The organism is uncultured Porphyromonas sp., assembly GCF_947254915.1.
GTDB lineage: Bacteria > Bacteroidota > Bacteroidia > Bacteroidales > Porphyromonadaceae > Porphyromonas.
This window is the reverse complement of record NZ_CAMYEZ010000018.1, coordinates 1-21794: the sequence shown is the minus strand read 5'-3', so window position 1 is coordinate 21794 and position 21794 is coordinate 1. Positions and strand designations below refer to the sequence as shown.

General features: G+C 53.8%; 17 protein-coding genes. 16 read left to right on the top strand and 1 reads right to left on the bottom strand.

What is annotated here, in order from left to right:
• The 9 genes from Q0X57_RS02355 to Q0X57_RS02315 all read left to right on the top strand — a co-directional run.
• On the top strand, positions 1-1103 hold a 1103-nt coding region (locus Q0X57_RS02355; RefSeq protein ID WP_297727067.1), incomplete at its 5' end, for a hypothetical protein.
• 347 nt (positions 1104-1450) lie between these two features.
• Positions 1451-2926 carry a PepSY domain-containing protein gene (locus Q0X57_RS02350; protein WP_297727064.1) on the top strand — a complete coding sequence of 492 codons (1476 nt, stop codon included), beginning with the start codon at positions 1451-1453 and terminating at the stop codon, positions 2924-2926.
• A gap of 35 nt (positions 2927-2961) precedes the next feature.
• A complete protein-coding gene (gene cobJ / locus Q0X57_RS02345; protein ID WP_297727062.1) occupies positions 2962-4365 on the top strand; it encodes a precorrin-3B C(17)-methyltransferase in 1404 nt (467 codons plus the stop codon).
• A complete protein-coding gene (gene cbiE / locus Q0X57_RS02340; RefSeq protein ID WP_297727059.1) occupies positions 4362-5555 on the top strand; it encodes a precorrin-6y C5,15-methyltransferase (decarboxylating) subunit CbiE in 1194 nt (397 codons plus the stop codon). Before cobJ ends, cbiE begins: the two co-directional genes overlap by 4 nt.
• Before the next feature lies 1 nt (position 5556).
• Positions 5557-7392, top strand: a complete 1836-nt coding sequence (gene cobM / locus Q0X57_RS02335) for a precorrin-4 C(11)-methyltransferase (RefSeq protein ID WP_297727055.1) — start codon at positions 5557-5559, stop codon at positions 7390-7392.
• A complete protein-coding gene (locus tag Q0X57_RS02330) occupies positions 7389-8099 on the top strand; it encodes a precorrin-2 C(20)-methyltransferase (RefSeq protein ID WP_297727052.1) in 711 nt (236 codons plus the stop codon). The genes cobM and Q0X57_RS02330 overlap by 4 nt, the downstream gene beginning before the upstream one ends.
• Before the next feature lie 205 nt (positions 8100-8304).
• Positions 8305-10449, top strand: coding sequence for a TonB-dependent receptor (locus Q0X57_RS02325; RefSeq protein WP_297727049.1), 2145 nt, complete (start codon positions 8305-8307; stop codon positions 10447-10449).
• Between the two features lie 92 nt (positions 10450-10541).
• Positions 10542-11570, top strand: coding sequence for a sirohydrochlorin cobaltochelatase (locus Q0X57_RS02320; RefSeq protein ID WP_297727046.1), 1029 nt, complete (start codon positions 10542-10544; stop codon positions 11568-11570).
• Between the two features lie 133 nt (positions 11571-11703).
• Positions 11704-12399: a DNA alkylation repair protein gene (locus Q0X57_RS02315; protein WP_297727043.1), complete on the top strand. Its 696-nt coding sequence runs from the start codon at positions 11704-11706 to the stop codon at positions 12397-12399.
• Between the two features lie 222 nt (positions 12400-12621).
• Here the strand turns inward: Q0X57_RS02315 and Q0X57_RS02310 are convergent, their stop codons facing one another.
• Positions 12622-13395: a LuxR C-terminal-related transcriptional regulator gene (locus Q0X57_RS02310; protein WP_297727041.1), complete on the bottom strand. Its 774-nt coding sequence runs from the start codon at positions 13393-13395 to the stop codon at positions 12622-12624.
• Between the two features lie 513 nt (positions 13396-13908).
• Here Q0X57_RS02310 and Q0X57_RS02305 point away from each other — a divergent pair.
• The 7 genes from Q0X57_RS02305 to Q0X57_RS02275 form a co-directional block, all read left to right on the top strand.
• Complete coding sequence (locus Q0X57_RS02305) at positions 13909-15852, top strand: NAD(+) synthase (protein WP_297727039.1); 1944 nt, start codon at positions 13909-13911, stop codon at positions 15850-15852.
• Positions 15853-15863: 11 nt separating this feature from the next.
• A complete protein-coding gene (locus Q0X57_RS02300; RefSeq protein ID WP_297727036.1) occupies positions 15864-16850 on the top strand; it encodes a polyprenyl synthetase family protein in 987 nt (328 codons plus the stop codon).
• Positions 16851-16862: 12 nt separating this feature from the next.
• Positions 16863-17441 (top strand): CvpA family protein, encoded by a 579-nt coding sequence (locus Q0X57_RS02295; RefSeq protein WP_297727032.1) that lies wholly within the window; start codon positions 16863-16865, stop codon positions 17439-17441.
• Between the two features lie 55 nt (positions 17442-17496).
• A complete protein-coding gene (gene sufB / locus Q0X57_RS02290) occupies positions 17497-18942 on the top strand; it encodes a Fe-S cluster assembly protein SufB (RefSeq protein ID WP_297727072.1) in 1446 nt (481 codons plus the stop codon).
• Between the two features lie 57 nt (positions 18943-18999).
• A complete protein-coding gene (sufC, locus tag Q0X57_RS02285; protein ID WP_039865790.1) occupies positions 19000-19764 on the top strand; it encodes a Fe-S cluster assembly ATPase SufC in 765 nt (254 codons plus the stop codon).
• Positions 19761-21149 (top strand): Fe-S cluster assembly protein SufD, encoded by a 1389-nt coding sequence (sufD, locus tag Q0X57_RS02280; RefSeq protein ID WP_297727030.1) that lies wholly within the window; start codon positions 19761-19763, stop codon positions 21147-21149. The genes sufC and sufD overlap by 4 nt, the downstream gene beginning before the upstream one ends.
• Before the next feature lie 21 nt (positions 21150-21170).
• A partial coding sequence (locus tag Q0X57_RS02275) for a DMT family transporter (RefSeq protein ID WP_297727027.1) occupies positions 21171-21794 on the top strand: 624 nt, incomplete at its 3' end.

Below are 21794 nucleotides of genomic sequence, written 5' to 3'. Positions count from 1 at the left end.
TAGAGCGTAAGAAGTTTATGTATAAGGGTACTTCCGACAAAGATCCCAACCTTAGTGTGGAAGTCGTTTCATATCCCCTGAAGGAGTATGGGACCAATCTTATGATTGCATTCAAACAGAAGCGCTCTACCCCAGAACCTCCAACGTCTACTAATGAATTACCACTGCTAAAGTTTGTGCCAGACAGTGATCGAGGCATACTAGCTCACGAAGCTAAGCTAGGTAGGGTGAAGCGAGACGTAGAGATACTGAAGAAACAGTACCCTTCATTTGTCAATAAAGACAGGCCAGTGATACCTGTTGTAACTTATCAGGTCGAAGACCCTAGAGGTAAGGAGGATATCATCTTCGCTTTTTCTAAGGAAGCTTCGCTAGATAACTGCCCCAATACGATACGAATGCTTGCAGAGTATGGGTTCACTAACTTAGAGCGTAAGAAGTTTATGTATAAGGGTACTTCCGACAAAGATCCCAACCTTAGAGTGGAAATCGTATCATATCCCTTGAAGGAGTATGGGACCAATCTTATGATTGCATTCAAACAAAAGGCTGCATCACCAGAAGGAATTGTCTACGCCCTTGATTTCCCATCGTGGAGTGCTTTTGCAAGTGGTGATATGAGTAAAGTGGAGTCTTATGAGAACTCGCTAGCTCTCAGACAAGTCGTAGAGTCAGAGAGTGATAGGGCTAATGGAAATCTTATGTTTGCCACTAAACCCGATAAGCAAGCTCAGTCAAATGCTACTGTTGTCTATTACTCTACTTCAAAAAATGAAGATGGGTACTCATTTATCAATATGATTCTTAACCCGAATGTATTTACCGATGAGTGTCTTGACTCAAAAGCCTTTAAAGAGTGGATTACAATCAACGGTTTCGGTCAAGACATAAGCTACGATCCACAAATGGTGCAAACATCGGCATACAATGCCGATCACTCACTCAAGTTGGTTGCATACAGAGGTGTTAGTAAGCTAAAGGTGTTTTATCTACAGATCTTTAGCCCTACAAAGACAAAACACCTAGAGATGCTGAAAGCACATTCAGAGGCTTTGCTCTTGAAAGCTTTCCATAGGAATCAAATAAGACAACGCAGAGTTTAGCGCTTCTAAAAAGAGCTTGTCAACGAGTGACAATCGTTACTTGTCCAATATCTAAAGAGCTATAAGGTCGAAACTCTGCAAACCTTACGAGTCCCCCCCTTGTCTAGTCGTACGGCTCGTGCATCCGTTGTTGTCAGAATCTTGACGCAACCCCCTTTTACGGGAACGGACGCACGAGCCGTTCATTCTGACAAGCCCTTGCACGCCTGTGCTTGGGGTAGTCTTGTGAGGACGATTTGGAGCTTAGTTTTGCCCTAGTTAGTGGTTCCCTTTGCGAATAGTGGTACCTTTGCCCTATGGGAACAATCCCACACGAAACATGATAACTCTATAATCTGATTACGGCTATGCGCTGGCTTCACAAAATACTTGGCACTGTCTGTGCCCCGCTCTTCCTCTTATGGTTGATCTCGGGAGGAGTGATGATCTTTTGCTCCTTTCCCCGTCTCGGGGACAAGGACTTACCGCTACAGGACACCCTTGCGACCTCTGTGGCTCTACCGTCGGAAGCTACGCTACAGGCGAAGCTACAGCCTGGTGAAGAGCTGACGGCACTCTCGCTCACCACACATTGTGGCAAGCCAATGTGGCGTGTGGAGACGAGCGAGGGTGGGTATCTGTGGCATGCGGACTCGCTCCTTACGACGGCTACGGATTCGGTGCCAGAGGCTTGGTATGAGCAGTATGCGTCGCGCTTTAGCTCTGCGCCTATCGTGGCGGTCGATACGATACGACACATAGACACGTGGACGCCTTACCCGAGGATCAAGAAGGATCTGCCCCTCTACCGATACCGCTTTGACGATCCTGAGGGAACTTACCTTTATCTCTCTAGTCAAACGGGCGATGCGGTACAGCTCTGCACTCGTTCGGAGCGTATTGGGGCATCGTGTGGTACGATTCCCCACATGTTTTACTACTGGTGGCTGCGACAAAATCGCACCGCTTGGCTCTGGGTCATCTCAATCTTCGCTTCGCTGGCTGTCATTGCTGCTTTTACGGGGCTTTACCTTGGGATACGTCTTTACCTCCGTATGTGGAGACGAACGAAGCGTTTGCGCAGTCCCTACAAGCGCCAGAAGACTTTGCACTGGCACCTCGTCGGAGGCGTGATCTTTGGTCTGTCACTAACGCTTTTCGCCCTCAGCGGGGTGATGTCGCTCTACGATCTGCCGTCGTGGATCGTGCCTCAGCATGAGACTGAGACGAAGCGCAAGGAGGCGCAGCAGGAGGAGGCTCCACAGCTGGGTCGCTCGGACATGTATGACTACCGCTTGCTACTTGACCTAGGCGGTGTGCAGCAGATCACTTGGCGGAGCTATGGCGGGCACCCTTACTACGAGGTGCAGCGCTATGGGCAGCTGGAGAGCTGGGACGCTTTGGGTGAAGCTCCACAGCCGTTGCATCTGACAGAGGAGGATATCAAAGCTAAGCTCACGCCTGTGCTGGGAACCTCCGACATGCAGATCGAGCTGATGGATCACTACGACAACTACTACGTCAGCCTAAATGATAAGTACGAGTTGCCGATCTATCGCATATCCGCACAGGACAAGGAGTCGAGTCGTCTCTACATTAGTCCGACGACTGGAGAGACGCGTTACTACAGTCTCAACGGACGAGTCAAGAAGTGGCTCTACCCCTTCTGTCACAACCTCCGTATCGGCTTCTTTGCGGAGCATCCGACGCTGCGTATCATTTGCATGCTGGTGCTGGTATTGGGTGGTTTGGTCGTTTCGGTGAGTGGCGTAGTGCTCGGTTTTCGTTACCTTAGCAGAGTCATTCGTCGGGCGAAGTCTCGTCGCTGTAAAAATAAGCGGTGAGTGCAGTCCGTCCAACAATAACAAATAGAGATACTATGAAGAAGATCTATATCGCCGGCATTGGTCCCGGCAGTCCAGAAGATATAACGCCCGCCGTGCATCAAGCCCTTAGAGAGGCTGATGTGGTGGTGGGGTATGCTTACTACTTTCAGTTTATCCAAGAGTACCTACACGAGGGCGCTGAGTGCATTGACACAGGTATGCGCCAAGAGCGTGAGCGAGCTAGGCTTGCTATCGAACGTGCCGAGGCTGGGCAAACGGTTTGTGTCATAAGCTCTGGCGATGCGGGCATCTACGGGATGGCACCGCTCCTCTATGAGATGTGCGATGATCGGGGTAGTGATGTGGAGCTAGAGGTACTGCCTGGGATCTCCGCCTTTCAGAAGGCGGCTGCCCTCCTCGGGGCACCCATTGGTCATGATCTCTGCATCATCTCTCTGAGTGATCTGATGACTCCGTGGGCAATCATCGAGCGACGTGCCATCGCAGCGGCAGAGGCGGACTTCGTCACAGCAATCTACAATCCCAAGAGCATCAAGCGGTACTGGCAGCTGGAGCGTGTGCGCGAGCTGTTTCTCAAGCATCGGTCACCCGACACCCCCGTAGGGCTGGTGCAGCAGGCGGGGCGTCCCGACCAACGGGTCTGGACGACGACCCTGCGAGAACTGGATACGCAAGAGGTGGATATGTTTACCGTCCTCATCATCGGCAATAGTCAGAGCTTCCTCTCAAAGGGTAAGATCGTTACGCCACGAGGCTACTATCGTGACAAGGGCAGTGACGAGGAGAAGGTCGGGCAACGCATCATGAGCGAGAGCTTTCGCACGATCCTTTCGCTACTCAAGCATCCTGAGAGCTATCCGCTCGACCACCTCTGGGCGATGCTCCACGCGGTCCATACGACGGCCGACTTTGAGATGGAGGAGCTACTCTACAGCGACCCAAATGCGGTCTCTCGCATTTACCAAGGTTATGTGGATGGCAAGATACGCACCATCGTGACCGACGTGACGATGGTTGCCTCGGGCATCCGCAAAGGAGCCTTGGTGCGCTACGGTATCGAGGTCCTCTGCTACCTGCACGACCCGCGTGTCGCTGAGATGGCAGAGCGACTGGACATAACCCGCACACAAGCTGGTATACGGCTCGCTGTCGAGGAGCACCCCGATGCGCTCTACGCTTTTGGCAACGCCCCGACGGCTCTCATGGAGCTGGCGCACCTCATTCGCCAGGGCAAGGCTCACCCCGCAGGGATCATCGCAGCGCCCGTTGGCTTCGTTCATGTGTGCGAGTCAAAGCACATGGTCAAGCCATTCCACGATATCCCTAAGCTCATCATCGAGGGGCGCAAAGGGGGCAGTAATCTAGCGGCAACGCTGGTTAACGCAACCCTTAGCTATGGCGATGCCGAGACGCTCAATCCTGGTCGTGACCTATGAAAATCATCCTCATAGGGCTCAGTGACGATCGTGAGCAACGGTGGAATCCAGAGCTACTGGAGCGACTCGCTGGCGAGCGCACTTTCTCAGGAGGGGCTCGGCACCACGATATCGTCCGTGAGATCTTGCCGGCGGAGTATCACTGGATCGATATAACTCCGCCGATAGACGATGTGATCGAGCAGTACAAAGCGTACGACACGGTCGTCGTCTTCGCCTCGTGCGACCCCATCTTCAACGGCATCGGGCAACGCATCATGCAGCTCCTCCCCGAGGCGGAGATCGAGCTACATCCTTACTTCCACTCTCTCCAGCTGCTCGCCCATGCGGCTCTGCAACCGTACCAAGATATGCACGTTGTGTCGCTTACGGGGAGACCGTGGCAAGCCTTTGACGCTGCGCTGATCTCTGGCGAGCGAATGATTGGTATCTTGACTGATCGCAAGGAGCACACTCCTCAGCGCATCGCCCAGCGCATGCTCGACTACGGCTACGACAACTACCGAGCCATCGTTGGGGAGCATCTAGGCAATAGGGAGCGACAGCAGCTCTACCGTCTCTCTATTGCGGAAATGGCTGAGCGCACTTTCGCCTATCCCAACAACTTAATCCTCATTCAGACGAAGCCCTTGCCGCGTCCCTTTGGTATCCCCGATGCGGACTTCATTCCGCTCAACGGACGTGAGCGTATGATCACCAAGCGGGCGATACGTCTTGAGACGCTCTCGCAGCTAGACCTACATCAGGCGCACGTCCTGTGGGACATCGGTTCCTGCACCGGCTCCGTCTCTATCGAGGCTCGCCTGCAGCAACCGACTCTACAAGTGGTCGCCTTCGAGATACGTCCCGAGGGCGCCGAGCTTCTTGACGCCAATGCGCGTCGTCACCACACCCCAGGCATTACCTTCTGCGGGGGCGACTTCCTTCGTGCCGATCTTGATCCATTGCCTCAGCCCGATGCTGTCTTCATTGGCGGGCATGGCGGACATTTGCAGGAGATTGTCGAGGAGGCGTGGCATCGTCTCGCCATAGGTGGGCGGATCGTCTTCAACTCCGTCTCGAACGAGAGCGAGGAGGCCTTCAGACGAGCCGTCGCTGCCGTCGGTGGTTCCATAGCCTCTACGACTCGTATGCAGATCGACGACTACAACCCGATAGCTGTCCTACAAGCGACCAAAAGCACACACTAGTATGAATTCACAAACACGCATAGCGATCCTCGCCATCTCTCCCGATGGTCAAGCAATCGCACTCAAGATAGCGAGCGAACTGCCCGACGTAAAGCTCTATACGACACATCGGGAGAAGCTAAGCGAATCATTCACCCTACTTCCTAGCCTAGCCGAGGGGGCTAAAATGCTTTTTGACGAGAGCGATGTCTTACTCTTCGTCTCCGCCATGGGCATCTGCGTTCGCACCATTGCTCCACTGCTCAGAGATAAGCATCACGACCCAGCGGTCCTCTGCGTAGATACCACAGGGCGGTACGTCATCTCCGTCGCTTCGGGACACATCGGCGGAGCCAACGAGTGGACCGAGCGCATCGCACACATACTAGGTGCCGAGCCGGTCATCACAACCCAGAGCGACCGTCAGGGACTGTGGGCGTTAGACACCTTGGGCGCAGAGAGCGGGTGGAGAAGTGAGACCGCAGGCTGTAGTATGAACGCCGCCATCACCACCTTTGTCAACAAGCGCCCCGTTGCTCTGCTCCTCGAGATGCGCTCCGAGGGTACCGCCTATCTAGAGCGCACCCACCCAGAGCATGTAGACATCTACTACCACTACGAGGAGATAGACCAAAGTCGCTACGACCTGCTTATCGCAGTGAGCTTTCGCCTATTGGAGGGCTTGACCATCCCTTGTCTATACTTTCGTCCGCCACTCCTGCACCTCGGTGTGGGCTGTCGCCATCAGGCAAATCCCGAGGGTGTCGTGGAGCATATCCTCTCAGACATTCGTGTCAAAGGCTTTGCCCCCAGTGCTATCGCCACGATCAATAGCATCGAGCTCAAGCGTGGCGAACCGATCCTCGACGAGCTGTCCCAGCACTTAGGCAAGCCTTGCCACTTCTACAGTAGTGACGAGCTAGCCACCATTGAGGTGCCCAATCCCTCGGAACGTGTCGCCACAGCCACTGGTTCAACGAGCGTCAGCGAAGCCTCGGCACTCGCAGCCAGTCAAGGGGGACTCCTTATTATAGAGAAGCAAAAGGGTTGTCTCACCCCGCAGAGCGATTTCACCTATAGCCTTGCGGTAGCTCCCGAAGGGTTGCCCCACGGGCATATAGAGATTGTTGGGGCGGGTCCTGGCGATCCTGAGCTAATCTCCGTGCGTGGTAAGCACTTCCTCGAGCGAGCTGACCTGATCCTGTATGCTGGCAGCTTAGTTCCCATTGAGCTAACCTACTATGCTAAGGAGGGTGCCACTGTGAAAAGCTCCGCCGATATGAATCTCGAGGAGCAGTTTGCCTTGATGAAGGAGTTTTACGACAAGCACGCGTTCATCGTGCGACTACATACGGGAGACCCCGCCATCTTTGGCGCGATACAAGAGCAGATGGCACTCTTTGACGAGGCTGGTATGAGTTATCATATCACGCCTGGTATCTCCTCTTTCCTAGCAGCCGCTGCAGAGCTCAGGTCTCAGTTTACCATCCCTGAGCGTGTGCAGACCATTATCCTAACCCGAGGTGGCGGTCGTACGCCTATGCCCGAGCGAGAGCAACTGCACAAGCTCGCTGCCTCGCAAAGCACGATGTGCATCTACCTCAGTGCCACCCTTGCCGAGGAGGTGCAGCGGGAGCTACTCGTTCACTATCCGCCCACGACGCCCGTAGCGGTCTGCTACAAGCTCACCTGGCCCGAGCAACGGATCTATCGAGGTCAACTCTCCGAGCTGGCGCAGATAGTTCGCGAGCATCACCTCACGCTCACCACATTGATGGTCATCGGTGACGCCATTGACAATCGCGCTGGGCTCTCCAAGCTCTACAATGACAACTTCAAGCACCTCTTCCGCCGATGAAAGCGCCACAGCCGATAGCAATCGTCTCCCTCGGCGCTGCTACGCCTGAGGATATCTCTATACGTGCCTATGGCAAGCTTCAGAAGGCTGACGAGATCTATTGCTTAGGCGAAGCCGCTCACCGCATCATCGCTGCACTACCCGAAGGCTCCGCCCTCGCTCAGCGATGTCAGATCCTAGAGATCCCGATGAGTAGCGACCGCACAGAGGCGATCAGCTACTACGAGCAGCTTGCCACCCGACTGATGGAGCAGCAGGGTAGGGGAATCGCCTGTAGCGTCGTCACTATCGGCGATGCTGGCACCTACGCCACGGTGCAGTATCTCGCAGACCTGCTTCGTCGGGCGGGTGCCAAGATAGAGATCGTACCAGGGATACCTTATTATATAGCCACAGCGGCAGCCTTTGGTGAGGGACTGGTGCGCCAAGACGAGTCGCTTCTCGTACGGAGCAAGGTTGCCAGTAGCTCTCAGCTCCGTGAGGCACTTTCGATGGAAATTACTGTGGTAGTGATGAAGCTCTCACGCTGTGCCGACATCGTTCGTGAGGTCATAGCCGAGGACAACTACGACTTCATCTATGCCGAGCATCTAGGCAATCCCGATCTAGAGCTTCTCACCAGTGACCGTGACACATTCCTCTCCCGTCAGCCTATCCCTTATTTCTCGCTCATCATCATACGTCCTAGCCGAAGCATCTCCAAATAAGTCGCTCTCGCGACTCCGCAAACTCTCACAAATACCCCTCTGTTGAGTCGCATAACTCGTGATATTTGCGGAATCTAGGACAAGATCTGTAGGTTGCTACGTAATGCTTTTTTTACTACCTTTGCAACGAATAAAAGCTTCTCTAACCTAACCTATTAGCGTTGAAGTTGAGTTGCTTATTTAGATTAGTTCCCTTGGCTGTCTTATGAATAAATATTTAGCTCTCGTTGTTCAGCTATTAGCCCTGCTACTCCCCACTACGCTTATAGCGCAGAGCGAGACACCGACTGACTCGCTCTCGGTCGTCAATCTCGACGAAGTGGTCGTGACGGGCACGGGAACAAACTACCTCCTCAAGAACGCTCCCGTACAGACGGAGATCATCAATGCTAAGACGCTACAGAGCTACGGGTCGGCAACCCTTACAGAGATACTCTCGGGGCTGATTCCGTCGATAGACTTCAGCCATAGCGATATGGGTACCGCCATGCAGATGGGCGGGCTGGGAGATCGCTATATCCTTATCCTCGTGGATGGTAAGAGGTTGATGAGCGACCTCGGAGGGCAGACGAATCTGGATATGGTTGACCCGACACGCATCGAGCGTATTGAGGTGGTGAAAGGAGCTTCCTCCGCACTCTACGGTAGCGACGCTATAGCGGGTGTCATCAACATCATCACCAAGAAGAGTCGCGACAACCTATCTATAGACAATAGCACGCGTGTCGCCTCTTATGGAGTGATCAATCAGTCCAACGCTTTTCAGTATAAGGTGGGCGACTGGACGACGCTGACAGACTTTAATCTAAAGCACTCTGACGGTTGGCAAAACACAACCTGCGAGAACCCCAACCGATACGAAAAGCCTGTAACCAACTCGGTCAATAATACCTCCAATCCCTACCTAGACTGGCAGATAGGGCAGCACCTCTACTGGCGACAGGGCAAGCCACTCTCGGCCTATGTCGAGGGCAATTACTATCGCAAGGATATTCATCGCCCGACGGGTGTGCCCGACTTCAAGACCTACGACTTCCGCTATCACAACACCTCTGTAGGTACTGGTATGCGTTGGCAGACCCCACAGGGAGCTGTCCTGACAGCTCGGATGCAGTACTACAGGCACGCCTATTACTACGTCTACACGGGTGAGACCTGGGCTAAGGAGTTCCTGCCAGATGGCAAGGAGCTGAACTTCCCCTACTTCCCTGGAGATGTAGGTCTGCAGAGCAATCAGCAGCGCATCACGACAGAGTTCAAGGGGGTCTTCGCACTTCCCTTCGATCAGCGACTTAGCGCTGGCATAGACCTGCATCACAACTGGCTCATAGCACCACGCCGACTGGACGAGAATCGGGTTAATGACTTTCAGGCGGGACTCTATCTACAGGACGAGTGGACACCTACGAGGAATTTCAACCTGACCGCAGGAGCTAGGCTAACCTATCATCCAGCCTTTGGGGCAAAGTTTACACCTAAGGTTTCCCTCCTCTACAAGCTAGGCCCAGTCAATCTGCGTGCTACCTACTCCGAAGGTTTTAAGACCCCTACGATCAAAGAGCTCCACTATCGATACGTCCGTCAGATGGCGATGGTCATACTCCATCTAGGCAATCCCAACCTCAAGGCGCAGACTAGTCGCTATGTCTCAGCTAGCGTTGAGTACCACAACCCGCTAGTCAACGTGAGTGCTACGGGCTATGCCAACTTCCTCGACAATATGATCACCCTTGTGACGATCCCGAGTCGAGAAGCCCCTGGTGATCTCATCGCATCCTACAGACCAGCTCGCGTGCGTCAGTACAAGAATATGGACAGCGCCAAGACTTATGGCGCAGATGTCACCGCCAAGTGGCGCATCTATAAGCAGTGGACGCTAACCACCAGTTATAGTTACCTCGACACAGAGGCGCTCCTACACGATGATGATAAGGATGTGATGCGCCAAGTTACAATTGATGGTATGGCACACCACCGTGCCACCGTGGGGCTGTCGTGGAGCGAAGCCTTCCTCCACCAGCGCTACAAGCTGGCCGTAGGACTATACGGACGTATGCAGAGTACCCGCTACTATCAGGATGATGGCAACGGCAAGCCCTATCACCTATGGCGCCTCAACACGCAGCAGACGATCATACCCAATGAGAATTGGTCTCTCGACCTCAACATTGGCGTGGACAACCTGCTCAACTACTACGAGACCACACCTCACGGTCTGCACTACGGTACCTCTACGCCAGGGCGCACGCTCTATATGACCATGAGCGTTCACTTCGGACGAGCCAAGCAGATCACACCGACCAAGCGATCCTCCCGTCGCTCGCGCTCTCAGGAGGATGAGGAGGATTAGAAAAACCTATCGTTCCCCACACCGTAACGTACACTACACTTTATCAAGCCAACACACACACAAATATAAAATCACTTATAACCCTATCAACAATGAAGAAGCTATTAACAATCTTATCACTCTGCGCTCTAGGACTAACCCTCCTGACTTGCGTAGGTTGTACAGAGGACGACAACCTAGCTCTCTCAAATCACGACATGAAGCTACAGGCTGTTACCAAGGAGGTGAAGGCAAAGAAGACCACAGACAAGGCTCTACTCCTCGTCTCTTTCGGCAGTACCTGGGATAAGCCTCAGCAGACCTTTAAGAAGGTACAGGAGGCCTTTAAGAAGAAGTTCCCTGACAGAGACCTCTACTTCGCTTTTACCTCTGAGATCTGCATGACACGTTGTGCTCAGAAGGGGTGGAACTACTACGCACCCAAGTTCTATCTAGAGGCTCTTGGAGTTGCTGGATACAAGGACATCGCAGTACAGTCACTACACATCGTACCTGGTGAGGAGTTCCTACGTATCCAGAACTGCATCAAGGACTTCCGCAACGATGGTGAGCACCCTGAGTTCGCCAAGACGACCGTTTACCTTGCTGGTCCACTACTAGAGGGCGATGATGACTGCAAGACCGTTGCCGCTGAGCTACACAAGATCTATGGCAAGGCTGTTGCTGAGAACAAGCTCGTTAGCTTCATGGGACACGGTAATCCTGAGAACATGAACTACGGCCGCGGTAACGCACGCTACCACAAGATTGAGGAGGAGCTACAGAAGCTCAGCCCCAACTACTTTGTTGCTACTGTCGATATGGAGGGTAACCTGGTAGGCGACTTGATCGCTCGCGCTAAGAAGGCTGGCAAGACCGAAGGCACGATGCTCCTACACCCGCTTATGTCTATCGCTGGTGATCACGCCAACAACGACCTCAAGGGTGGTGTCGATCCTAAGAATCCTGAGGAGGGAAGCTGGCGCGATGAGATGAACAAGGCTGGCTATAAGTGCACCCTTGATGACTGCACGATGAACGGCCTAGCTGACTATCCCGCTATCGTCAACGTCTGGATAAGCCACATGGAGAAGGCGCTCGCTGGCGACCCTCTCTACACTCCCGAAGAGAACGAGAAGTAGTCTCAAGCACATCACTAAGTGACTGTGGAGGCTCTCCACACGCTCACGGTGGCATCATGTAATCAGTCCCCCATATACACGCGTGTATGTGGGGGACTGTGCTATTTAGAGAAACTTGCTACACGCCCTCCGTATGACACCCGCACCTCTTGAAGAAGCCTCCGCACTGCTCGCACAGCTGGAGCAACGTCGGGAGCCAGCCTATGCCGACTTTATGGCACTACGCACCAAAGTCTCCTCACGACCCGAGAGCGTCCTCGGCATTCGTATGAAGTGGCTCCGACAAGCCGTAAAGCAGTTCAGTCGCTTACTTACCTTGGACGAAGCCATCGAGCTACTTCACGAGAGAGCCCTCGCATGGTATGAGTACAAAATCATCTTCGGAGGCGTCATCGTTCGCTTAGCTACTCCTAATGAGGGGCTACCGCTCCTCTATCCCCTCTGCGATGGCTGGGCGGTGCCTGACTACTACAGGGAAGTCTTGGCCGACTGGGCGAGTAGGGGAGAGACAGAGCGCCAGATAGTCCTCCGCTTGATAGCTGAGCATGCTTACGATGCCAATCCCTACGCACGTCGGCTCACCATCGTTGCTTGGCTGGACCTCATACGTCACGGCTTAGCCACCCCTAGAGCAGCACTAGACCATGTCGTCCCATTGCAACACGACGATGCGTACTACGTCCAGATGGCGATAGCTTGGCTCCTTGCCGAGATGACGCTCACAGGTGAGCCCTCCCTCACGGAAGTCATCCACACGGAGATCACCGACGAAACCGTGCTACGCATGTACCAGCAGAAGCTCCGCGACTCCCTCCGCAGTAACGCTTAGCCACGAGTCTGTTTCCGTAAAAGCGAGACGAGTAACTGTTGTAGGAACGCACGATCTGTGCGTCCGTTGTAGTACAGCAAGACGTGTAGCCCGTCATCGTAAAAACAGAACATTGTATCCTTTAACGGGGACGGACGCACAGATCGTGCGTCCCTACAAAGGGCTACACGTAACGGACACCATATCGCTAGACCCCGAAGTGTGCGTCTCTACGTCTCTCCGTCAGACTAGCTTGCGACTGGTGGCTACGGCTATAGCCTCGGTTATATTGCTCACTTCGAGCTTCAGAAAGAGCGCTTTGCGGTATGCCTTGACAGAGTCTTCTGAGCGGTGGATGATCTGTGCTATCTCTCCCACGGACAGGCCTTGGTGAGCTAGACTGATCACCGCTTTCTCCTGTTCGCTGAGCGAGAGGTCTTCCATCTGCTTCCACCGACCACTCTTTGAGGAGAGCCGCCATCGCTTACTAGAGTTGACCGCAGAGATGTAAGCCTCTCCCAGCTCTTGCGAGTGGGCTAGTGAGACGATACAGAGCGACAGCCAAATGTTGCCTGACGAGTCTAGCTTGAGTGGCGTGAGCTGATGATTGATCAAGATTGGTTCTTTAGACTCGGCCGGTACAATCCGAAAGTTGTAGGATATGGTGTACTCCGTGCGCTCCGAGACTGCTATCTCCTTGAAGAAGTCAAAGCCCGCCCGATTGACAAAATGGAGGAACGCTAGATCCTCATCAGGAACGTGACGATAGTAAAACTGATACCCCTCGTTCATAACCTCATCGACAGACTCGCCACATAAGAAGAGCGGATTGCCTGAGACATAGAGGAAGTTCAGCTTGTTGTAGTCGATGATGTATAGTGACTTGTAGGTAAGGCGCGCCAAAGCCTTGGCAGAGTCCACATAGGACTGTAGCTCTTGGTATAGCGCCTCGTCTACCATAGGGCGCGCATCTGACGGAGGGCTCAGATACTTGTTATCATTGTCAGGGATACTCATTCAGCGGCGGGCAATCTTCTTATAAAACGGTCGGTGCAAATGTACTCATTTCACACTAGACCATTGCCCGACGGGTGAAATCCCAGATCCTGCAAATCTGGAGTAACGGTTTTGACGAGTTGCATCCCTAGTATAGGTTACTCATTACGTAGCTGATTTTAGTCTCCAGCGAGGAAATTCGAATCTCTTCGCTGGGGACTTTTCATTTCCCAGGGAGGCGCCGAAAAATTCTTCGGAACTTTGATTTCATTCTTCCGAAGTTTCATTTCATTCTTCCGAACTTTTATTTCGCCCCTCCGTGGAGAATTTTCGTTTTCTAGCGAGCAATCAAGAAATTCCTCCGTGGAGGTTAAATTCCGCCAAGCTTACGAGTAGCCCTTTGCTTCCTAATTCCTTCGCATAGTAGCCAGATTCTGCAATGGGGAGTCTAGGCGAAGTGAGTACATGAGGATAGACGGCAATGATTTTGTATCTTTGTAGCGTAATGCACTATAAGAGACTATAGCTGGAGGTATGAACTATGGATATGTCAAGGTAGCGGCCGCTGTGCCCTACGTCAGAGTGGCTGACTGCTACTACAATACGAGCCGCATCAAGGAGATGATCTTTCAGGCGGAGGAGCTGGGCGTAGAGATACTTACGACCCCTGAGCTCTCGATCACGGGGTATACCTGTGGGGATCTCTTTCACCAATCGTTTCTTTTGGATCAAGCGCAGAAGGCGCTCTGCCAATTGGTCGAGGAGACGGCTGAGACTGACGTGATGGTGATCGTCGGTATGCCGGTAAAGGTGGAGGAGAAGCTCTTCAACGGGGCGGTCGCCTTCCAGCACGGTAAGATCCTAGGGGCGATCCCTAAGACTTATCTGCCGAACTACCGAGAGTTTCAGGAGAAGCGCTGGTTCTCTCCCAGTGATTCGCTACAATATAAGACGGTGCAGATGGGATCGCATACGGTGCCTATCGGGCGCAACATCATCTTCAAGTGTGGACAGGTGGGCATCGGTATCGAGATCTGCGAGGATATGTGGACTCCCTTTACGCCGGGTACACGCCTGAGCCTTTATGGTGCGCATATCATCTTCAACCTCTCAGCGAGCAATGAGAATGCAGGCAAGCATGACTACCTGCGCTCTCTAATCAGTGGCGCCACGTCGCAGTCTATCTGTGGATACGTCTACGCCTCTAGTGGCTATGGCGAGAGCTCGACCGATCTGGTCTACACGGGTAAAGCGTTTATCGCTGAGGTGGGCAAGATAGTCAAGGAGATGCGCCGCTTCGAGTACAAGGAGCGTATGATCGTGAGCGATATTGATGTGTCTCGTATCCATGGTGAGCGCCTGATCAATAGTAGCTTCAAGAGTGCGGTCAATCATTTTACCGATGAGGAGGAGCTGGAGAGCATCCCCTTCACACTACGCTCTGAGGCGAAGTCACAGCCTATGGATCGTGTCATAGATCGCAATCCCTTTATGCCTGAGGGGGCGAACCCCGAGGAGCGTTGTCACGAGATGTTTCAGATACAGGTGTGCGGGCTGATACAGCGCCTCAAGCATATGCGTGCGGAGCATGCAGTGATTGGCATTTCGGGCGGGCTGGACTCGGCACTAGCGCTACTGGTGACGGCAGAGGCTTTTGACCTTTTGGGCTTGGATCGCAAGCAGATCATTGCGGTGACGATGCCTGGCTTTGGCACCTCCGAGCGCACCTATCGCAACGGCTATGCTATGATGCAGGCTCTGGGCGTGACGATCCGTGAGATAGATATCAAGGAGGCGACGGAGCAGCATCTCTCGGCCATCGACTATAAGGGCAATCGGGAGGATGCGACCTTTGAGAATGCGCAGGCACGTGAGCGTACGCAGATATTGATGGATCTCGCCAATATGTACCACGCGCCAGTGATCGGGACGGGTGACCTCTCTGAGATAGCCTTGGGGTGGTGCACCTTCAACGGGGATCATATGTCTATGTATGCGGTCAATAGTGGAATCACGAAGACGAGTGTACAGCTGATCGTCGGGTGGTATGCTACGCACAAGGCTGGAGACACGCCACTGGCCACGACGCTACAAGACATCGTCGCTACACCTATTAGTCCTGAGCTACTGCCGATCAAAGATACCAAGACGGGTAACGAGCAGCAGACGCAGAACCTCGTGGGGCCGTACGAACTACACGACTTCTTTATTTATCACTTCCTACTAGATGGCTTCGAGCCGAAGAAGATCTTTTACCTAGCCAAGGTTGCTTTTGAGGCAATTTACACGCCCCAAGAGATCAAGCACTGGATGGGAGTCTTCTTCAAGCGATTCTTCTCCCAGCAGTTCAAGCGCAATGCGATGCCCGATGGACCTAAGGTGCTGAGCGTATCGCTCTCCTCACGTGGGGAGTGGCGTATGCCGAGCGATGCGGTGAGCAGTATGTGGCTCCAAGAGGTGGAGAATCTAGAGGCATAGAGACGCGAGCGATGATGAGTCAAGAGGAGCGAACACGGCTGTTGATCCCGATAGCGGACTTTATCAAAGAGTTCGAGCAGGTCTTCAAGCGGTCACTACAGAGTGATGCATCGGTGCTGTCACACGCTCTGGAGCATCTGCAGCACTCCTCGGGCAAGCACGTTCGTCCGATCATCGTGGGGCTATGCGCTCAGCTATGCGCTGGTCAGACTAATGAGCGGACACTCGCAGCTGCGCTCGTCATAGAGCTCCTACACACCGCCTCGCTCATCCACGATGATGTCATCGACTGGTCGGACACACGGCGTGGACAGCCTACGCTCAATGCGCTCTATAGCAATCATCAGGCGGTCTTGATGGGAGACTATGTACTCTCGACCGCCTTCCTAGAGATAGTCTCTCGAGAGCACAACTCGGAGATGCTACGTGTCGTTGCTCAAGCTGGGCGTAACCTCTCTATCGGGGAGCTGATGCAGCTCTCTCTGTCAAAGGCACACACCTATCGTGAGGAGGACTACTACGCCGTGGTGGATCGCAAGACGGGCACGCTCTTTGAGGCGAGTGCTAAGCTGGGGGCTCTGAGTGTGAACGCTACCGACGAAGAGGTGGAGCGCTGTGCACGTCTCGGGCAATTGATGGGGCGTGCCTTCCAACTACAGGACGATCTCTTTGACTATGACAAGCTCCAGGACGTGGGCAAGCCTACGGGTCACGATCTTATTGAGGGCAAGGTCTCTCTCCCTCTGCTTTATGTCCTCAACCATGCGACCCCCACGGAGCGAGACGAGATCATCTCCTATCTACAGCAACCTATCGAGGCGGACTCAATAGACTACCTCCTCCGCATAGCTCGTGAGCGTGGTGGCATTGACTACACAGAGAGACAGATCCAGCAGATACTCCGAGAGGCGATCGACCTGCTCAGGAGCTTCGCACCGAGTGCCACGAGAGAGACACTAGAGCGCTTTATCACATTACTAGGAGAGAGACAGAAGTAGCTGACGAGGAGTATGGAAGGTGATACGCTCAATTGGATAGACTTTATGGTCCTGGGCTGTATGGCTTGGGCGCTCTTCAAGGGTTTCAAGCGGGGTGTCGTATCAGCTCTGATTGGTGTGCTGGGCATCACCGTTGGCTATGTACTGGTTCGCTGGATAGGCGTACCCGTAGCGCTTTGGATCTCTCGCACTTTCGGACTACCCCACGGGGTGGCGGTGGTGGGTGCTTATGTAGCGACCTTTTCGCTCTCATGCTGGGGCATCGCCTTCCTCGCACGGCCTACGGTGAGGGCGATTAAGCGTTCGTCACTCTCAGTTGTCAATAAACTTATGGGAGCTCTCTTCACGGGAGCCTTCGTCATCATATTCTTTAGCCTTATCTTTAATCTAACCGACTTCATACTGCCACGAGGAGTGCTAGCGCAGTTGCCTACCATTCCGACAGAAGAGGGCGAGTCGACTGAGCCTCCACAGGATCAGCGTGACAAGTCTAGACTATACGACCCAGTCCGAGGTTTGATCCCGTGGGCTGCACTAGGCGACCTAACCTCTTGGCAGGATAAACAATTAAAGCAACAATCAAGTGAATAACGAACATAATCCTAAGCAAACAGTCCCCACAGCTGCCGAACCAGAGGTACGTGCGGTGACACCGACGGGTGAGGATATCCTTGACGACATCACCCAGGGGGACTACAAGTATGGTTTCGTGACTGACGTCCATACGGAGACTATCCCCAAGGGTCTCAACGAGGAGGTGGTACGTCTCATCTCGGCAAAGAAAGAGGAGCCCGAGTGGCTCTTGGAGTTCCGCCTCAAAGCTTACCGTCACTGGCTCACACTAGAGCGTCCTGACTGGGCGCATCTCTCGATCCCCGAGATAGACTATCAAGACATTATATACTATGCGGCTCCTCGTCACAAAAACGAAGGAGACGGCACGATAGATCCAGAGATTGAGAAGACCTTTGACAAGCTCGGCATACCGCTCCACGAGCGGGCGATGCTCTCGGGCAATATGGCGGTCGATGCGGTCATGGATAGTGTCTCGGTGAAGACCACCTTCCGCACGAAACTTCAGGAGCTGGGCATTGTCTTCTGCTCTTTCAACGAAGCGGTGCGTGAGCATCCAGACCTGGTCCGTAAGTACCTGGGCAAGGTGGTTTCGTCGCACGACAACTACTTCGCAGCGCTGAATTCGGCGGTCTTTAGTGACGGTTCTTTTGTCTATATCCCCAAGGGCGTGCGCTGTCCGATGGAGCTCTCGACCTACTTCCGCATCAATGCGGCTAATACGGGACAGTTTGAGCGTACGCTCATCGTGGCAGACGAGGGGGCTTACGTGAGTTATCTGGAGGGCTGCACGGCTCCGATGCGAGACGAGAACCAGCTCCACGCAGCCATCGTTGAGATCATCGCTGAGACCGACGCTGAGGTTAAGTACTCGACCGTCCAGAACTGGTACCCAGGCGACAAGGACGGACGAGGTGGCATCTACAACTTCGTCACCAAACGTGGACTATGCCGTGGAGACCGAAGCAAGATCTCTTGGACACAGGTTGAGACTGGCTCGGCTATTACGTGGAAGTATCCAAGTTGCATTCTGCGTGGCGACGACTCAGTGGGAGAGTTTTACTCTGTCGCTGTGACCAACAACTACCAGCAGGCGGACACTGGCACGAAGATGATCCATCTCGGGCGCAATACCCGCAGCACCATCGTCTCGAAGGGTATCTCGGCCGGTAGTAGCCAAAATAGCTACCGTGGATTGGTCTCTATCGCTGCTTCAGCGGAGAATGCGCGCAACCACTCACAGTGCGACAGCCTTCTCCTAAGCAACCATTGCGGGGCACACACTTATCCTTACGCAGACATACGTAATGACTCTGCGGTTGTGGAGCATGAGGCGACCACCTCAAAGATTAATGAGGATCAGCTCTTCTACTGCAACCAGCGTGGCATCACCACCGAGGAGGCGGTCGGCCTGATCGTCAATGGCTACGCCCGTGAGGTGATGAGCAAGCTCCCGATGGAGTTTGCCGTTGAGGCGCAGAAGCTCCTCTCTGTAACCCTTGAGGGGAGTGTCGGCTAGCACCGCCCCCGCTACACATTATACAGATACAGATTACACACTACTATGAGCAACGTAATAATCGATATAAAGAATCTCCACGCCAACATAGGCGACAAGGAAATACTCAAAGGAATCAACCTCACCATCCGTGAGGGTGAGACGCACGCTATCATGGGACCCAACGGAAGTGGCAAGAGTACCCTCTCGTCCGTCCTCGTAGGGCACCCCGCCTTTACCGTAACTTCTGGCGAAGTGACTTATCTTGGTCAGGATCTGCTGGCTATGGATGCGGTAGAGCGAGCACATGCTGGGCTCTTCCTCAGCTTCCAGTATCCCGTAGAGATACCAGGCGTGAGCATGGTCAACTTCATGCGCTCGGCTGTCAACGAGCGTCGCAAGACTCAGGGCGAAAAGCCAATGCCCGCTGGCGAATTCCTCAAGATGCTAAAAGAGAAGCGCGAGGTGGTCGGTCTTGACGATCGTCTTCTCAAGCGTTCGGTCAATGAGGGCTTTTCTGGCGGTGAGAAGAAGCGCAACGAGATCTTCCAGATGGCAGTCCTCGAGCCACGTCTTTCGATACTCGATGAGACCGACAGCGGACTAGACATTGACGCTCTACGAGCCGTCGCTCACGGAGTCAACACGCTCCAGCGTCCCGACAGCGCTTGCGTCGTCATCACCCACTACCAGCGACTGCTGGACTACATCAAGCCACAGTTTGTCCATATCCTATACAAAGGTCGGATCGTCACATCGGGCGGACCCGAGCTAGCCCTCAGACTAGAGGACGAAGGGTACGACTGGATCAAGGAAGAGGTAGCTAAAGAGGAGAAGCAATGAGTCCACGTAAGCAACCACCCACCGCACACCTGCAGTATCTAGACCTTTACCAGTCTCAGCAGGATTACATTGATCAGCACAGTTTACCAGTACTACAAGCGCAGAGAGACTTCGCACTGGAGGCTCTGAGCGAGTACGCCTTGCCCCAGCGAGGTATGGAGGATTGGCAGCGTATAGACATTGAGTCACTCTACGCTCCCGACTATGGGATCAATCTACAGGAGCTAGACCTAGCCCCCGCAGGGCATAAGCAACTCCCGCAGTATAGCTGTGATCTATCGGTCAATGCCCTCACCATCAAGGCGAGCGCTCTCAACAGCAATTACCTCTATACCCACTACGCCAATCAGAAGCGCAAGCTCCCCGAAGGAGTCTTCGTCGGCTCCATCAAAGAGTTTGTCAAGGAGTATCCCGACCTAGCAGAGCGTTACTATGGGCAGATAGCAGAGGTCGATACCGACGGCACCATTGCGCTCAACACGCTCTTCGTGCAGGACGCCTTCGTCCTCTACGTACCCGATGGTATGCAGCTTGAGCAGCCCGTGCAGCTCGTCCAGCTACTCCACGCTCAGGAGCCACTCCTCTGCATTCGTCGCTGGCTCATCATCCTCGGTGATCGTGCCGAGGCTTCTATCCTTGTCTGCGACCACACGATAGATCGGACCAGATTCCTCATCAACCAAGTTGCCGAGATCTACGTTGGCGATGGTGCTCAGCTCAAGCTCTTCGATATGGAGGAGAATAGCCACCAGACGCACCGCACCTGCACCTACTTCCTGCGCCAAGGGGCAGAGAGCCAAGTAACCCTCGCTGCCTATACACTCAACAATGGCATCACACGCAATAGCTTCCGGACACGCTTCCTCGGGGAGCATGCCGAGCAGATATTAGGTGGAGTCGCTGTGACCAATGGCACACAGCACGTCGACACCTTCACCCGTGTTGAGCATATCAAGCCCAAGTGTCATAGCACGCAGCTCTTCAAGAACCTCCTCGAGGAGCAATCCACAGGAGCCTTCTCTGGGCGCATCTTCGTAGCTCAGTCGGCTCAGCAGACCGAAGCTTACCAGAGTAACCGCAATATGCTCCTCTCTCCCGAGGCTCGCATGTACAGCAAGCCCCAGCTAGAGATCTACGCCGATGATGTCCAGTGTTCGCACGGTATGGCTACGGGACACCTAGACGAGGAGGCACTCTTCTATATGATGCAGCGAGGTATCCCCGAGCACGAGGCACGAGTCATGCTGAGCGTAGCTTTCGTTGGAGACGTCATTGCGCTCATGCCCCTAGAGGATCTGCGGGATCGTATCGAGAGCATCGTACGCAATCGTCTCTTGGGCAACGAGCCGACGCACTGCAGCCAGTGTGGTAAGCTAATCTTCTAAGCACGCTCTATAACTATAGTAATGAGTCCTCGCTGGAGACTACACCTCGTGATGCTATGCGTCACCATTATCTTTGGAATCAATGGGCCCTTCACCAAGGCACTCCTTGGTGGGGGGCTCACTCCATATACGCACATGTTCTGTCGCTTCCTAGGTGCCACGATACTCTTTTGGATTGCTTATATCTGGGGGACACGAGAGCGCATCGACCTCAAGGATTGGGGGAAAATGGCCTTAGCCTCTCTGACTGGTATCTTTTTCAACCAAGGACTCTTTGCCATTGGCATGTCGATGACCTCACCAGTCAATCAGTCGCTCGTCGCCACGCTGGGACCTATCGTCACCATGCTCCTCGCAGCCGTCGTGCTCAAGGAGCCGATCACAAGGCTCAAGGGGATCGGGGTCTTCGTCGGAGCGTCAGGCGCTCTGCTCCTCATATCCACCAATGGCTCATCCACCGCTGGTTCTACGCTAGGAGACCTGATCTGCGCCACGGCAACTGTTTCCTATGCCATCTACCTCACCTCCTTCAAAACACTTATACAGAAGTACCATCCTGTCACCTTGATGAAGTGGCTCTTCGTCATCTCCCTCCTAGGCTCCGCTCCGATGGGCCTGCGTGACATGATGCGTACCGAGTGGAGT